Raw genomic sequence first — 15,924 nt, forward strand, 5'->3', positions numbered from 1 at the left:
TTTTTTCCTGACAATGAAGTCACAAACATAAATTCGGCTTCAATGAGCCCTGATGAACATCCGTTCTCTCAGGCCTCATTAGGTAACCGGCTGGCGAACTCACCTTCCCGTTCCATATTGACCGGGCAATACTTTTTGCGTTTCCGATAAAATTGGATGTAAGCGTTCGGGCATCTCGCTTTGTTAAATAAATACCGTTCCCTCACTCTCATTTCACCCCCTGAAACCGATATGAGATGATCGTCTACTCCTGTTTCTGACCATGGCTTATATGAGTTGAGTCCTAAATTTAGTCACTGGCAGAAATAAAGAATCATTTGCCCCCGCTAAGCACAAAACCAAGTGATTATGAAATCTCTAGTGGTGGTGATGAATCTCTAATCGCAAGAAGTCTGGAAATCTGAACGCCATTTTCTTGGGCAATATCTTCCGATGAGGTAATACCAAAACAAATCTCATATCTGATAACTTGAAGCTTTTCTGCTGCTTCTTTTGCGAGAATTCCGCGTGCAATTTTTCGCTGTTCTTCAATACTCGGAAGAGGAATGAGAATTTTCTTAATATCATTCTGATCTAGTGTTACGTTTGTGGCTCCGCACATCATGGGCACCAGAAGTTCATCTTTAAACTTTGATAGATATTCATTAACATACCTCATTTCCACTTCTTCGGAATTCTTTACTTCTAGGCAGCACATAGTGTCCGCAAGCGCGAATTTGCCCTCTTGATAGTGAAGGCGCTTAATGTCGGCCTTTCCGTGTCCTGATGAAGAAACAAGGGGAATGCAGCTTGCCTTGAAGTCAAACGAGTAATCTGCTGATGATTTCCTATCCACAGCGGGAACCACAAGGGGGAAATCACCGGACTGAGAGCTCATGTTGGAATGCTGACCTCTATGGATGTAGCAAATTTCTCCCAAGCTTTTCGCTCCAGGCATGTGCTCTCGAAGCTCTTGGAATTTTCTCTCCAACATGTACCACCGACCAACCAAATGGCATTTGGCTGACGCAAGAATATGTTCTCTTTTGACCGTGATGAAATTCGGATGTGAACAATCACGGATGCTTGCTAACTGATTGCGTTTAAATTTATCAATTATTTCCAACGCTATTGGTAGTTCGTTCTCATCCACTGCTTGTCTGGTATCAGTCTGTGTATACCCATCAGCCCCAATGTTGATAAACAAAACCTCGTCTGTATTTTTAGCTATCTGCTTATCAATAATTAAGATATGAGTTTTTACGCTAGCATATGGTTTGAATACACCGTGAGGCAATTCAACGACTGCGATTAGAGATTTTTCTTGAATCAATCGCTTTCGCATCCCAGTGAAAGCTGACTGACCGACAAAAACAATCCCCTCGGGCACAATCACTCCGGCCTTGCCCGTAGGTGACAAGTGCTCAACGATGTAGTCAAGAAAAAGTAATTCAGCTCGTTTTGACTGTAAGCTAAACTTTTTGTGGGGTTTGATTCCCCCCTTTGGGGTCATAAACGGCGGATTGGCTAGTATCGTGTCATAACTCTCTAGCCAGTGGTCCTCTTGAGTCAACGAGTCATATTCTTCGATTAATGGGGACCGAAAGTTATGTAAGTACAGATTTACTAATGAAATCCTCACCATATCCGGTGAAATATCGAATCCTTTGATATTTACATGAATTCTTTGGCGCTCTATTGGAGTAAGAAGGCTCCCACTATAGTGCATTGGACTTTCAATTGATGTCTCTGCGACTGAGGCACCTTTTAGTAGTTGCCCGTTATTCCGTTCATCAACTGGCGTGTTTTCTTTAAGGATATGTTTGTACGCGGAAATTAGGAACCCGGCAGTGCCACAAGCAGGGTCCAAAATTCTGTCATTTTTTCCCGGCCCAACCGCGTGAACCACGAAATCAATAATGTGTCGAGGCGTGCGAAATTGGCCCGCATCGCCCTGGCTGCCCAGCACCGATAGCAGGTATTCGAAGGCGTCACCCAATCGCTCGGAATGGTCGTAGGAGAAGCCATCGATTTCCTTCAGAAACGCCTTCAGCGTTTCGGGGTCGCGGTACGGCAAGTAGGCATTTTTGAAGATGTCGCGGAACAAGGCTGGCAGGCGCGTGTTCTCGGTCATCTTGCCGATAGACTCGGAGTAGAGATTCAGCGTGTCCTGGCCTCCCATGCTAGGCGCTAGCAGCTTGCTCCAGCTGTATTTCTCGAAGCCATTTACGAAGAAGCTGCGTTTGCCGCCAAACTCTTCAGATTGCGCATCCATGTCATCCATGAACTTATAGATGAGCGCGATGGTGATCTGCTCAACCTGACTCTTGGGGTCAGGCACCTTGCCGACGAGGATGTCGCGGCAGGAGTCGATTCGGCGTTTGGTATCAGTGTCCAGCATGGTGTTTTTCTCAATCGGCTGCCTAAGGCAACCTAAAAATGTCTTACATGAATTGGTTTAGCGGTACGTAGTCTTTGACGTACTCTGGTATGCCTTCGCGCCACTCGGGTGGCACTGCACACAGGTCACCCACACCGAAGGCCGGATTGACGTTCAGCTCTCCAAAACGCTTATCATCAATGATGGCGCGCAAGGCAGCATCGGTGGCATACGCCTTGAAGAAGTACTTCATGGCCAGCACGGCAGTCCCCTGGTCTTCGGTCAGCTTGCTCTGGTTGGCAAGCAGTAACTCATGGAATTCGTCTTCCAACAGCTCGTCCTTGCTCTTAAAGTACGGGATTAGACCGAAGATTTTTTGGAGAATTTCCTTCAGGCTCAGGCGACGATCCACCCCGGCTGAACGGCGTAATTTGTCGAGATTGAAGTACTCGTTAGGCTTGTCGAACAGGTGGCTGGTGACGTAGTCGATTGCCTGCTCCCATTGCTCGTTTTCCATCTGTTGTTGCAGCGTGGGGTCGGCCTTAACCTGCTCCTCGAATTTCTCAAAGAACATCCGGTCTATCTTCATGCCTTCGCAGCCGATTTGCTGTTCGGACACATGGTGTATGGCGTCGGTGCCGGTGTACACATACTGCCCACCCGTTGCCGATGGCGGTTCGCCCCCCTGAGCGAGCCCCTCGCTGCTGCGTGCCGGCAGCTTGATAACTTCGTCGTAATCGAACTGTTCCTCGAAGTACTCGCAGTTTGCAAAGAAGTCGAAGAGTTTGAAGCGGGCCTTCTCGGGCTGGTTGATCAGCGTCTTCAGATCGTTATCGAACAACTGTTCAAGGAAGTTGTGCTTGCGCGTGCCGCGCCCTTTTATCTGCACGAAATCTGTCGGCGAGTACACTGGGCGCATCAACGCCAGGTTCAAGATGTCCGGGCAGTCGTAGCCGGTGGTCATCATGCCCACGGTGACGCAAACACGCGCCTTGCTGGTCTTATACAGCAAGTTGAAGTTGGCAGATCCCAGCAGTTTGTTGTTGGTGAAGTTGATAGTGTATTGCTGGGCGTCCGGCACGCTGGAAGTCACTTGTACCGCGAAGTCCGACTGATACTTGCCGGGCCACAGTACGTCTGCCAACTCGTTCATGATTTGGGTCAGCTGTGCAGCATGGTTTTGGCTGACAGCGAAGACCAAGCCCTTGCCAAACTCACCAGTTACTGGGTCACGGAGGCCGTTCTTGAGGAAGGTCTGGCAGAACAGCGCGTTGGTCGCCTGGGAAAAGAATTTCTTCTCAAAGTCCTTGGAGACAAAACTTTGCTCCTGCTCCCCATCTTCACCGGCCGGAGTCATCACGGCATAGCCTTGTTCGGACAACAGCTTGGTAGTGATGTCTGTTCGAGCATCGACCACCACGGGGTTAATCAGGAAGCCATCCTTCACACCCTCCAGTAGGGAATAGCGGAAGGTTGGTTGCCCAGAGTCGCAGCCGAAGGTGCGGTAGGTGTCCAGCAGCAAACGACGCTCTTGTTCACGCGGATCGCGGGTAGTGGGCTTGCTGGTGTCAAAGCTCTTCAGGTAGTCGCGTGGTGTCGCGGTCAGGCCAAGCTTGTAGCCGACAAAGTACTCAAAGACAGCACGCGCATTACCGCCGATGGAGCGGTGCGCTTCGTCAGAGATAACCAAGTCGAAGTCCGTGGGCGAGAATAGCCGCTTGTACTTGTTGTTGAACAGCAGTGACTGCACCGTAGTGACGACTATCTCGGCCTTACACCAGTCATCGCGACGCTCTTTGTAGATGACCGTGGCATAATCGTTCTTCAGATAATCCTTGAACGCTTTCGTGGCTTGCTCCTCCAGCTCCAGACGATCCACCAAGAACAGGACGCGGCGAACGTTGCCGGTGCGCAAGAATAGTTTGATGACGGCAGCAGACGTCAGGGTCTTGCCAGTGCCGGTAGCCATTTCGAACAGGAAGCGGGTCGAACCATCAGCTACGGCGTCTTGGATCGCGTTGAGCGCCTTCTTCTGGTAGTCCCGCAGGAAGCGTAGCTTGTTCTTGGCGACGAAGGTTGAGCGCTCGTCAGCATTGAGCCAACCTGCCTCTTTCTCGTAGCTAGGCAATTGAGTCTGGACGATATAATCGCGCCCGACCGTTTCGGTGATCAAACGTCTCTGATCAGGTTCAAACTTTTGATAGCTCTTGAGCGAGTCGGGTGTAGGGAAAGCCGTGATGACGTGCGGATTACCCTGCTGCAAGTCCCAGAAATAGTGTAGGTTGCCGTTAGAGAGGATCACGAACCGGCAGTTCAGCGACTTAGCGTACTTGCGTGCCTGCTCCTTGCCCACGAGTGGATTCTTGTCTTCGGACTTTGCCTCCAGAACGACCAGAGGGAAGCTACGCTCGTCCAGTAGCAGGAAATCGACAAAGCCATTCTTGGTCGATTCGAAGTTATTGCCCAGATCGTTTACCTGTCCTTGACTCAACTTGACGTTTGGCTCAAGGGCCACATTGGCTTTGCCTTTAGAATCATCGAAAAATCGCCAATCGGCCGTCTCCAGTAGCTTGTTGATCTTGATGCGAGCTTGTGCTTCCTTTGCGTTTGCCATCCTTAAGCATCTCCCTTGGTTGAGCCACCTTGAGGGACTGGTTGCAGGTCATGCGTGCGGGCGTACTCTAACACCAAAATTTCGATCATGGACGCCACGGATCGATGCCTACGTTCAGCGGCCAAGCGTAAAAGCTGCTTGATCTCGGTAGAGTGCGTATGGATATAGTCTCGTCCTTCAGGCGTGGCATGGCGTCGTCTCGTCAGTGATGTAACGCAAATGTACTGCATTTTGCAGTGTACTTCCACCATTCTTGTTGGGAACAATACCATATCAGTAGAATAAACCTCAGCGAAAAAGATCTATAAATTCAGATAGTTGACGGCAATAGTGCCTTATGCGATCGAATACACAATAGGCTGCATTTCACTCCGGACAGGTCATTTTTATTTGTTCAAAGAAGACAACTCACACATCGTGCTTGAACCAGTAGAACATATGGAGTGATACCACTGTTTGTTTTAAACATGCCGCAGCAATGCGCCTATTGTTCACACCGTCAATAGTGCAAAACCAACAAACGGGAAACATAATACAAAAAAATCAAACACTTCTAAAAGCTTTCGAGCTGGCCCGCGTAGATATCTTCAATCATATTGGAGTTTTCTACAACAATCGGAGACAGCGCCATAGCCGCCTTGGCGATATTAACCCGAAAGCCGTCGAACAAGCCGCATAATCAAGGCAATGCTAGCTGTTGTGGGGTAAGTTCATTTATTTAATTATTTTTCAGATAGATATCATTACTTTGAACATGCTTCATTAGCGGCAAAACCATATGGTTCTGCCGCTTTTATTTTTATTTCAGAGGAAACCCATGAACAATTTAAAAATCCCACAATCGTTGCAGCATTCGTTATCGAGTTTGCCGAAATCAGTGATCGGAATCACCCTAATACGCACAATTTTTATGCCACTGGTTTGCATGAACTTGTCCATTGGAGCGGTGCAAAAAATCGTCTGAACCGTGAAATGAAAGGGAGGTTTGGTAGTGAGGATTATGCATTTGAAGAGTTGTGCGCTGAGCTGGGAAGCGCTTTTCTGATGGCGGATTTAGGGATTGTCGGCGAGGTTTAGCATGAAAGCTATATCGCTTCCTGGCTGAAAGCGTTGAAAAACGACAAACGCTATATTTTCAAAGCCGCCAGCGCGGCATCAAAAGCACATCATTATCTGATGGAGAAGGTTTGAACGGAAATAGAGGAAGCCGCAAAGGAATGCGGCTTTAATCCTACATTCACATTCCGGATTATCGGTGCTTACTGTATTTTCTGGTGACGGGAGATATACCGCTCTTTTACTGAAAACCGTTTAATGGCGTTTAAACACCCCAGAACATGAGATTGATAGCATTTTTGATTTCATCGGTACAATGGCTTACATCCACGATAATTTCACCGATGACCTCAACGGAAACGCTTGATAATTCAGTTGTCATCAGCCGGTAATTTTCGCCGTCGATGCGGATCAGGGGGAACAAAGTTTTATTCACTTTTTCAGACAGGTGATGCGATTCTATCAGCGGGATGACCATTCGCCGCCCCGGCGTGTCGACAATATCACTTTGCACATCGACAAACATTTTGTAATGGCTTGCCCGCTTATACTGATAAACAGTGAATTGCATGATCACCAGTTCCTGTTTTCATCGGCGAAAGAGCCATTCTGGGCGATAAATCTGGCGACTTCCTCCATCCCTTCGTGGTTCTCTTTCTTCCATTGCTCAGCCTTTATGCGACGGGCTTCCTTGCCGATGGCTTCATTCACCAGACCAGAAATATTGACGCCGGCAGCATTCAGAACCTGATAATTGTCTTTGTCCACGGTAACGCTGACTCTGTGTTTCATGGTCGTGCTCCTCTTTTGTGCATACCGTGAATATATACTTTAAGTCATTACTCATCAATCAACCACTCGGCAGACTTACCGTTTGGGTAAGCCTGCCGGCACAAAAAAACACTGGCTTAAGCGCGGTAATGACGTTGCACATGTCTGAAAGTCTTTTATCGTCGAAAAGCACCTTGTAGCCAATCACATGGCGGCCAGCGCAATGGTGACGGCGGCCAGACCCAGCAGGCCGGTGGGGATGTTGCTCAGCGTATCGTTGGTTTTATCAAATCCGCCAGTACGCGGGGGCGATTAACAGGTAAGCAACCTCAGGTTTGTATTCGCGTGACGACGAAATCGCCCAGCGGGGCGCGAGTTTTGCGGCCCACAGGGCGACAGAATTGTCCTATTAGCCAAATGCCTGAGGTAATGACCAGGACAGCCACCCCCGGATGGATTGTCGGGAACGAAAGGTGCCGAATGACCGGGCCGGGACTATCTGCTGACCAGGTTAAGGGCAACGGACGTGATAAACAAACCCATGAGGAAAAAGAGCGCATCGCATATCACCGCGTGGTGATATTTGGCGAACACGCTGAAATTACGGAAGAATATTTGCGTAAAGGCTTCCAGGTTTACATTAAAGACAACTGCAATCCCGCAAATGGCAGGATAATAGTGGCGTCGAACGCTGGACGACTGAGATAGTGGTCAAACAGCAGGGCACCTTGCAGATGCTCGGCAACCGCGCCTACAACAGTGGGCAAAGTCAGCCGGCCAACGGTAACCACCGGGGCCAACAATAGCCCGCAGCTCCTGGTCACAGTGGGACCCCACAGTCACTACCTCAATCAATAGGCAATGAACCGCCGATGGATTTTGACGAAGAGACCCCGTTCCGCCGCCATGGGTATGGTTTCTCTCGACAGGCGATATATGCGATTTCGTAAACTTTCCTGCCGGTTTGACTGGCGCTTCATTATTCACCATAATCAGACTAAGACTAAAGGATGATTAATGCCGGTTATACTTCGGTACAAGAATTTTAAATTTTTCTTCTACTCGAATGAGGGAAATCCATTGGAACCGGCACATATACACGTGCGCAATTCTGATGGCGAGGCTAAGTTTTGGCTCATGCCGGCCGTTAGGCTTGGTAGAAGTGACGGGTTAAATCGCAGGGATATCAAAGAGTTAACTGAAGTAATCGAACAAAACAAGATGTCGTTTCTGGAGGCGTGGAATGACTATTTTATCTGAAACCATTTCAGCAAAAACCGTGCGGTTTGATAAGGCAACCATGTGGGTTGAACTGAGCGATGCCAGAATTTTGGGTATACCTCTTGTCTGGTTCCCCCGCTTGATGAATGCATCTGATGAAGACCGCAATAGCTTCGAACTCAGCAGGCATGGTATCCACTGGGATAGTCTTGATGAAGATATTTCTGTTGAAGGTTTATTAGCCGGACGCGGAGATGTGACGCACCGCCCCCACACTGCAGCATGAAAGCAGGTAAAGAACTCACAAAGCGCCGGTAACCCCGGCGTTTTCCTCGCCTAATAATTGCATTATTTCCGCTGTATCCGATTCCGGGATATTAAATTTTTCCGGTCCATTTTCCCTGAGAATAATGCTTATCCCTAATAATGTTTTCTCTTCAGTTAGCGGAAAGAGTTCAGTGTTGTCCATGTTCTAGCCGTCGCCATAAGCTGTCGATGAAAAAAGTTGACCTCAATGTCATGACAAACTTATTTCTCGCCCTAATTGATATTCACCAACGATCCCCATAAACAATTTAAAACGGCCATGCCGATATCGGCAACCCACTGCCGAGATACGGAGCATAGTGCAGCTTAAATATTTATTATATAACTATTTGATAAACAATGGTTAAATTGATTTTTAACGACCATTCCCTTGCCTGAAAATCACTTGCGGTTAATCACCGTTAACGGTATCTTTTAGCCTCGCCTGCAAAATCAGGCGCCGGGATTAGCATCCTGCATAACTTCACTGACGACATAAGGCGCGTCTGCGTTTTTTTGTGTCGTGCGTTCGGCTACCTTTCAATGGTGGGCCGGGCGGGGGCGTCGCAAGACGCGCCGGTGTCAGTGAGGCCGGTGAGGTCAACTCTGTTCGGTTCCACCACCTATGAGATTGACCTCTCCGGTAATGGAAGTAATTCATTACTCACTGGGGGCCGCCCTATGGCAACGATCCCTCCTCACGCTCACGCGTTACTTTCCATCCTGTTCGATTCGACCACTGATTTTACCGTTCTGGCCGGCCATTGTGAAAACCTGGCCGACGCTTTGCTGCAAAGCGACGATCCGGCGCAGCGCCAGGCGCTCAGCGCACGGCGTTTGACGTAAGAGCAGCAGGTAGGGTGGAATATTGATTAATTTTAAACCTATGCACCGGTTTTGACGGACGAATTGTTCTCTGACAAACTCAGAGTATCCGCAGAATATCCTGAAATTCAGGGGAGTAACTATGACAACCCGTTATGACAGTGACTTTTATGGCTGGACTCAGGAACAGGCAGGTTTATTGCGTTCAGGTCGTCTCGCCGAACTGGATACCAAAAATTTGCTTGAGGAAATTGAGTCGATGGGAACAAGTGCGGAAAATGAGCTTGAGTCTCGTCTTGAAGTTCTATTCATCCACCTGTTGAAATGGCAGTTCCAGGCGGAAAGACAACGACGGAGTTGGAAACTGACCATTGAGGAGCAGCGCCGTAAGATTGAGCGCCGCCTGAAAAAAAGCCCCAGTCTCAAACATCATCTTCCGGAAATTATCGAAGATGCCTACGGCGATGCGGTGATCAGCGCGGAGCGTGAAACCAATATCAAGCGCACCGTTTTCCCATCTTCTTGCCCCTGGTCTTTTGAACAATTTATGGACCCGGAGTTTTATTCGGAATGATTGCCATGTAACGGTCATATTTACTGCTTTGCATAATTATTATCTCGTTAACAGAAACGCCGGTTAAAACCGGCGTTTCTGTTAACGAGTACTGAAAAAATCTCCCTTGAATGGCCGTTTTATAAAGGTTGAACTGGAGTGATCCTACCCGGTTTTGACGGACAGGCTACTATTGGCAATGGGCTGCCCATGGGATAGTTAATATTCCCACTTCCGAGATAGCGGCGAAAAAGGCAGCTTGAATGTTTCAAGCATAATCATATGATAAACAACTATTAAATGGATTTATAACGACCATTCCCTTGCCTGAAAATCACTTGCGGTTAATCACCGTTAACGGTATCTTTTAGCCGCGCCTGCAAAATCAGGCGCCGGGCTTGACCTCCTGAAATACTTCACTGACGACATAAGGCGCGTCTGCGCTTTTTTTATGTCGTGCGTTCTGCTACACCTCAATGGTGGGCCGGACGGGGGCGTCGCAAGATGCGCCGGTGTCAGTGAGGCCGGTAAGGTCAACTCCGTTCGGTTCCACCACCTATGAGATTGACCTCTCCGGTAGTGGAAGTAATTCGTTACTCACTGGAGGCCGCCCTATGGCTACGATCCCCACTCACGCGTTACTTTCCATCCCGTTCGATTCGACCACTGATTTCACCGTTCTAGCCGGCCATTGTGAGAACCTTGCCGACGCTTTGCTGCAAAGCGACGTTCCGGCGCAGCGCCAGGCGCTCAGCGCACGGCTTGACCGTTGCCTGGCGCAACTGCGGCCCACGTTGGACGATGCCATTCCGCCTCATCTGATGGCAAGCCTGACCGTGGATGACCTGCCCATAACCTCGCCTCGCTTTGAGCCCGATGCCGATCTGCTCTGCGGGTACGGCCAGGCGCTGGCGCGGTTGTTGGCGGAGCGTAAATTATCGCCGGAGATGGAGCCGGTTCTGGCCGGGCTGCTGTTTGATTTGGTGGTGTATTTCGCCGATGAACTGCGCGCGCCGCGCTGGATACGCACCGTAGACGGGATAAAATTTATCGAGGAGTTAAACAGGGTTCCGGAATACTGAATGGTGGAAAGCAAAAAACCAGCCCTTGGGCTGGTTTTTTTAAATCATGGTGCCCGAACTCGTTAACATTTAGTTCACTATTGATTTGTATTCCATCATAAATTTTTCCTCCCCCCGTTGCCAAGATCCGCAGATTGACCCGCTTAGTGGCATATAATTTTAAGGGTAATGCCCGGTGCTGAAGGAATTAACAAAAAGCAGGTATAAAAAACACGCTGTAGCAGGTTTCAGCGCAAGCGTATAGTCAACCGGCGTTTGCATCACGGCTACGCAACGTGCCATTGCCTGCCGCACGTTCAAAAGAAGCCTTAAGCTGGCGCATGGCTTCAGCTTTACGCTCGGCCATTGTCATCCGTTTAATGGTTGAAATATCGTGTTTTGAGTGCATAACCCATTCCTCCTTCGCCAAGTCCGGCGTTCACTTCATATACTACATCATGTGGCGATTGCTGTAAAACACGGTCATAGAAGCGTTATAGCTTCGGCGTCTCTGCAACTGCAAGGTATGCCCTGGCTCGATAAACGTTGTGATGTAGCGTTATGATTGTTTCCAGCGCTTCCGCTAATTCGTCGGTAAAATTTAGCCTTCTGGAACACTGGCTTTTGGATGGCAGTTCATAAAAATTGCCGCTTTCAAAATTTTCGAGCCGGTCAAATTTTACGTCATAACAACGTGTGGGAATTTTAAATCCGGCTTCATCACTTCGGTAGTCGTGATACTCAGGATCTGAGGTTATCACCTCGGCAAACAACACAATGAAATTATGTGTCTCTATACAAAAGTCAAAGCGATGCGCTGTAAAGTCACCATGGGGGAACTCAATAAAATTATCTGAAAGGTATACTGGCATATCAATAGTTTATGGGTTTTTTAATGCCTCAGTATACCAGTTGATTTCTGAACCGGACATACTTACCTGTAGTTCAGACAGCGTGAAAATTAAGATATGAGCTGAAAGACCGTACTTGCCGACACAACCATCTGGGCGGCATCAGTCCGGAGGCCTTTGACCGGGCCTCCGCTAGTGTTAATTGGTTACCTGCGGATAGGCGCCTAAAGCCAGGCGGGATTCTTTGCCGCCGAAGCGGTAGCGGAAATACCACAAACGCGAGCCGCTGGTTGATACCAGGAGATACAGACCCTGAGCATCGGTGAGTTTGTAGGATTTTACCAAGATTTTTGCAGCGCGGATTTTACTGTCAGTCAGAGCCATGTGAGGGCCTCTCCATTCATCGAACTGAATGACCCGCAATTTGACCCCATATTTTCCGGATACCTAGGGATAAATCAAAACGTATCGGAAAGGGTTTTTACGCCAACCTATTGAATTTAAGATATATGGGGGTTCATAAGAAAGCATAAAAAAGAAATGGTGGTGCCCGGACTCGGACAAAAACGCCGGGAGCGTTTTTGCACAGCGCGTCAGCGCTGGCCCGCAGGGCGAGCCTCATGGATGAGGCGAGTCATCGAACGCCGTTCGATGGAGAGTCCCGATGCCAGAAAGCAAAAAACCAGCTGCTAAGCTGGTTTAATCAAAAATGGTGCCCGGACTCGGACAAAAACGCCGGGAGCGTTTTTGCACAGCGCTTTAGCGCTGGCCCGCAGGGCGAGCCTCAGGGATGAGGCGAGTTATCGAACTCGGTTCGATGGAGAGTCCGTAAGCCAGAAAGCAAAAAACCAGCCGTTAGGCTGGTTTCTTTAAATCATGGTGCCCGGACTCGGACAAAAACGCCGGGAGCGTTTTTGCACAGCGCGTCAGCGCTGGCCCGCAGGGCGAGCCTCATGGATGAGGCGAGTCATCGAACGCCGTTCGATGGAGAGTCCCGATGCCAGAAAGCAAAAAACCAGCTGCTAAGCTGGTTTAATCAAAAATGGTGCCCGGACTCGGAATCGAACCAAGGACACGGGGATTTTCAATCCCCTGCTCTACCGACTGAGCTATCCGGGCAACGGGGCGCATTAAACCGTATCGCCGGGATGACGTCAACGGCTTTATCATCTTTATCCGCTCGATCGGCGAGTTTTCACGCAGTCAGCGTTGCGCCGCCCGCGGGCGTATCCGGGTTGGCGGCGTAAAAAACCAGGTTAATACGGGATAGCGTCCTTTTTCCGGATGCGATTATTTCATTATTTTCTATAGCAAAAATACGCTAAGACTATTTCTCATTATGGCGCCGGTATTTATACGTGGCGATAAACGTATTTTATTGGTCATTATGATCATGCCTGGTTGGCGAATGGAAAAAGTTGAAGCGCTGTTTAGTGTCAATCACACCATCCTGGCCGGCGCTGACGGGCCAGGGGCCGCGGTATTTCTTATGGGATGGCGGATGAGGCAGGTAAGCAGGCCAGGTACAGGAAGACTTTATCCATGCATTTTCCTTCGCTGGAGCCCGGGTTATGGGCGTATAACGCGATGACTTTAAGGCGGTGGAGAAATAAGATATGTCATAATTTAACTGAATAATATAAATTTATTGTTTATCATATGGTTAATATCAAATTTGCTTTTGCTTATTGGCAATATTTTTGCTTGAACCCGGCGTAAAAAAATGCAATTATTGCGCAAATTTCTCTTATCACTGCTGCAAGGTCTTTGGGAGCCGCCGGTATGATACATTCCATGCTGCTGCGTTATAGCGTCGGGCATCAATGCCTGGTGTTATCCGATATTTGCCCAAACGATCTTCGCCTCCGAAGTACACCCCTGCTCACCATGCGGTGAGGGTATATCCCGGCTTCCTGTTAAGCAGTCGTAAAAACAGAGATTGGCTCTGCTTTTACTGATGCTTATCGGCCGCTGTTAATACCAGTATTTCCGATAACGCGCTGTTTTTACAACCGAAAATAGCGAAGACATCTTATGCGGGAAGATACGTTGTTCTCCCATCGCGTGCTCTCAGGCACATACACTCATCCTTAACCTTTGGGATTGGTGACATGAAATTATTAAAAATAGCGGCCAGTGCGGCCTTTGCCGATCGTTTGTCTACCGCGCGGGACATCGTGCCGCTGGATAGCACCGATTTTACCGATGTCGCGGCCCTGGTCGTTTCCGTGGCGGACGCGCGCGCGGGCGTGCTCAGCATTTTGCGCAATACCGGGCTGTCGATTCCGGCTTTTATCGCCGTGGAGAGCGGGGAGCACGCCGCTGATGTCGCCTTGCCGCCGCAGACCGGCCTGCTTATCCTGAGCGGCGCGGAAGACCACGGGCCGCTACTGGAAGCCGCCGCCGCGCGCTACCAGCAGGGCGTGCTGCCGCCGTTTTTTGATACCCTGACGCAATATGTCGCCATGGGCAACAGCACCTTTGCGTGCCCGGGCCACCAGGGCGGCCAGTTTTTCCGCAAACATCCCGCCGGGCGCCAATTTTATGAATTTTTCGGCGAGAATATGTTTCGCGCCGATATGTGCAATGCCGATGTTAAATTGGGCGATCTGCTGATCCATGAAGGCTCGGCGAAGGAAGCGCAAAAATTTGCCGCCAAGGTGTTTAACGCGGATAAAACCTATTTTGTGCTGAACGGCACCTCGTCGGCCAATAAGGTCGTCACCAACGCGTTGCTGACCCGCGGCGATCTGGTGCTGTTTGATCGCAATAACCATAAATCGGTTCATCACGGCGCCCTGATACAGGCGGGGGCGACCCCGGTCTATCTGGAAACCGCGCGCAACCCGTTCGGACTGATCGGCGGTATCGACGCCCATTGCTTTGACGAGCGTTACCTGCGCCGCCAGGTGGAGGAAATCGCTCCCTGGCGCGCCGCGCAGCAGCGTCCGTTCCGCCTGGCGGTCATCCAGCTTGGCACCTATGACGGCACCATCTACAACGCCCGCCAGGTGGTGGATAAAATCGGCCATCTGTGCGATTACATTCTGTTTGATTCCGCCTGGGTCGGCTACGAGCAGTTTATCCCGATGATGGAGCAGTGTTCGCCGCTGCTGCTTGATCTCAATGAACATGACCCGGGGATCTTTGTTACCCAGTCGGTGCATAAACAGCAGGCCGGCTTTTCGCAAACGTCGCAAATCCATAAAAAAGACGCGCATATCAAAGGGCAGAAACGCTTTTGCAACCATAAGCGTTTCAACAACGCGTTTATGCTTCATGCGTCCACCAGTCCGTTTTACCCGCTGTTCGCCGCGCTGGAAATCAATGCCAAAATGCACGAAGGGGCCGCCGGCAGGCGCCTGTGGCTGGACTGCGTTAAGCTTGGCATCGATACACGCAAGGACATGCTGGCGCAGTGCCGCCTTATCAAGCCCTTTATCCCCGATCGCGTCGGCGGCAAGCGCTGGCAGGATCACGACACCGACGCCATGGCCCATGACGTGCGGTTCTTTAATTTTGTGCCGGGAGAGTCCTGGCATGCCTTTAGCGGTTACACCCAAAACCAGTACTTTGTCGATCCCTGCAAACTGCTGTTGACCACGCCCGGCATCGACCGGGTGAGCGGGAATTATTCGGCGTTTGGGATACCGGCCACCATCCTTGCCACCTATCTGCGCGAAAATAATATCGTGCCGGAAAAATGCGATCTCAATTCGATCCTGTTCCTGCTGACGCCGGCGGAGGACGCGCCGAAAATGCGCCGGCTGACGGCGGCCTTGGCGCAATTCGAGCGCTATATCGAACAGGATGCGCCGCTGAGCGACGTATTGCCCAGCATCTGCGAAAAATATCCCGACCGCTACCAGGGATATACCCTGCGCCGCCTGTGCCAGGAAATGCACGATTTGTATGTCAGCTTCGATGTGAAGCAGCTGCAGCGGGAAATGTTCCGCCATGACTACCTGCCCCAGGTGGCGATGAATCCCCAGGAAGCCAACATGGCCTTTGTGCGCGGCGATGTGGAACTGGTGCCGGTGAGCAAGGCGGAAGGACGTATTGCCGCCGAAGGGGCGCTGCCGTATCCGCCGGGCGTGCTGTGCGTGGTGCCCGGCGAAGTGTGGGGCGGCGCGGCGCAGCGCTATTTCCTGGCGCTGGAGGAGGGGTTAAACCTGCTGCCGGGCTTTTCGCCGGAACTGCAGGGGGTTTACGCGGTGCGGGGAGAGGATGGCCTACAGCGCCTGTACGGCCACGTTATCGGCAACTAGCCCCCCGGCGGCCGCGTTATCGGGCCGCGGAGGGTTTTA

13 protein-coding genes, 1 tRNA gene and 5 pseudogenes are annotated in these 15,924 nt (G+C 50.2%); 9 read left to right on the top strand and 10 right to left on the bottom strand.

Annotation, left to right across the window (positions count from 1 at the left end):
• Positions 1–346: 346 nt before the first annotated feature.
• Entirely contained in the window at positions 347–2,380 is a 2,034-nt protein-coding gene (locus ACL2XN_RS21840; RefSeq protein WP_413729459.1) for an N-6 DNA methylase, read from the bottom strand.
• A gap of 43 nt (positions 2,381–2,423) precedes the next feature.
• On the bottom strand, positions 2,424–4,973 hold the full coding sequence (locus ACL2XN_RS21845) for a DEAD/DEAH box helicase family protein (protein WP_413729460.1): 2,550 nt from the start codon (positions 4,971–4,973) through the stop codon (positions 2,424–2,426).
• A 903-nt stretch (positions 4,974–5,876) separates the two neighbouring features.
• Between ACL2XN_RS21845 and ACL2XN_RS21850 the strand changes: the two are divergent.
• Positions 5,877–6,164, top strand: a pseudogene (locus ACL2XN_RS21850) (zincin-like metallopeptidase domain-containing protein); the annotation flags it as partial.
• A 130-nt stretch (positions 6,165–6,294) separates the two neighbouring features.
• Here ACL2XN_RS21850 and ccdB read toward each other — a convergent pair.
• The 3 genes and pseudogenes from ccdB to ACL2XN_RS21865 form a co-directional block, all read right to left on the bottom strand.
• Positions 6,295–6,600, bottom strand: a complete 306-nt coding sequence (gene ccdB / locus ACL2XN_RS21855) for a type II toxin-antitoxin system toxin CcdB (RefSeq protein ID WP_413729462.1) — start codon at positions 6,598–6,600, stop codon at positions 6,295–6,297.
• Between the two features lie 2 nt (positions 6,601–6,602).
• Entirely contained in the window at positions 6,603–6,821 is a 219-nt protein-coding gene (ccdA, locus tag ACL2XN_RS21860) for a type II toxin-antitoxin system antitoxin CcdA (protein ID WP_413729463.1), read from the bottom strand.
• A gap of 58 nt (positions 6,822–6,879) precedes the next feature.
• Positions 6,880–7,094: pseudogene (locus tag ACL2XN_RS21865) on the bottom strand (hypothetical protein); the annotation flags it as partial.
• A 231-nt stretch (positions 7,095–7,325) separates the two neighbouring features.
• Here ACL2XN_RS21865 and ssb point away from each other — a divergent pair.
• The 3 genes and pseudogenes from ssb to ACL2XN_RS21880 all read left to right on the top strand — a co-directional run.
• A pseudogene (gene ssb, locus ACL2XN_RS21870) lies at positions 7,326–7,750 on the top strand (single-stranded DNA-binding protein); the annotation flags it as partial.
• 67 nt (positions 7,751–7,817) lie between these two features.
• A complete protein-coding gene (locus tag ACL2XN_RS21875; protein WP_413729464.1) occupies positions 7,818–8,060 on the top strand; it encodes a DUF4160 domain-containing protein in 243 nt (80 codons plus the stop codon).
• The gene (locus tag ACL2XN_RS21880) at positions 8,044–8,307 is read left to right on the top strand and encodes a DUF2442 domain-containing protein (RefSeq protein WP_413729465.1); all 264 of its coding nucleotides are present in this window, start codon (positions 8,044–8,046) and stop codon (positions 8,305–8,307) included. The genes ACL2XN_RS21875 and ACL2XN_RS21880 overlap by 17 nt, the downstream gene beginning before the upstream one ends.
• A gap of 15 nt (positions 8,308–8,322) precedes the next feature.
• Here the strand turns inward: ACL2XN_RS21880 and ACL2XN_RS21885 are convergent, their stop codons facing one another.
• Entirely contained in the window at positions 8,323–8,490 is a 168-nt protein-coding gene (locus ACL2XN_RS21885) for a hypothetical protein (protein ID WP_413729466.1), read from the bottom strand.
• Positions 8,491–8,801: 311 nt separating this feature from the next.
• Here ACL2XN_RS21885 and ACL2XN_RS21890 point away from each other — a divergent pair.
• From ACL2XN_RS21890 to ACL2XN_RS21905, 4 genes and pseudogenes are all read left to right on the top strand, one after another.
• Positions 8,802–8,972, top strand: a pseudogene (locus tag ACL2XN_RS21890) (hypothetical protein); the annotation flags it as partial.
• A gap of 36 nt (positions 8,973–9,008) precedes the next feature.
• A complete protein-coding gene (locus ACL2XN_RS21895; protein ID WP_413727695.1) occupies positions 9,009–9,173 on the top strand; it encodes a hypothetical protein in 165 nt (54 codons plus the stop codon).
• Between the two features lie 121 nt (positions 9,174–9,294).
• A complete protein-coding gene (locus tag ACL2XN_RS21900) occupies positions 9,295–9,726 on the top strand; it encodes a DUF29 domain-containing protein (protein WP_413729446.1) in 432 nt (143 codons plus the stop codon).
• Between the two features lie 593 nt (positions 9,727–10,319).
• Complete coding sequence (locus tag ACL2XN_RS21905; RefSeq protein ID WP_413729467.1) at positions 10,320–10,787, top strand: hypothetical protein; 468 nt, start codon at positions 10,320–10,322, stop codon at positions 10,785–10,787.
• A 244-nt stretch (positions 10,788–11,031) separates the two neighbouring features.
• On the opposite strand, the gene ACL2XN_RS21910 is transcribed toward ACL2XN_RS21905, so the two are convergent.
• From ACL2XN_RS21910 to ACL2XN_RS21925, 4 genes and pseudogenes are all read right to left on the bottom strand, one after another.
• Complete coding sequence (locus tag ACL2XN_RS21910; RefSeq protein WP_413727698.1) at positions 11,032–11,175, bottom strand: hypothetical protein; 144 nt, start codon at positions 11,173–11,175, stop codon at positions 11,032–11,034.
• 85 nt (positions 11,176–11,260) lie between these two features.
• Positions 11,261–11,638, bottom strand: coding sequence for a hypothetical protein (locus ACL2XN_RS21915; RefSeq protein WP_413729468.1), 378 nt, complete (start codon positions 11,636–11,638; stop codon positions 11,261–11,263).
• 183 nt (positions 11,639–11,821) lie between these two features.
• A pseudogene (locus ACL2XN_RS21920) lies at positions 11,822–12,001 on the bottom strand (Arm DNA-binding domain-containing protein); the annotation flags it as partial.
• Between the two features lie 659 nt (positions 12,002–12,660).
• Positions 12,661–12,736, bottom strand: a tRNA-Phe gene (locus ACL2XN_RS21925).
• Between the two features lie 992 nt (positions 12,737–13,728).
• Between ACL2XN_RS21925 and ACL2XN_RS21930 the strand changes: the two genes are divergently transcribed.
• Entirely contained in the window at positions 13,729–15,885 is a 2,157-nt protein-coding gene (locus ACL2XN_RS21930; RefSeq protein ID WP_413729469.1) for an ornithine decarboxylase, read from the top strand.
• Positions 15,886–15,924 lie beyond the last annotated feature (39 nt).

This window comes from Sodalis sp. RH22 (assembly GCF_047324165.1).
Taxonomy (GTDB): domain Bacteria; phylum Pseudomonadota; class Gammaproteobacteria; order Enterobacterales; family Enterobacteriaceae; genus Acerihabitans.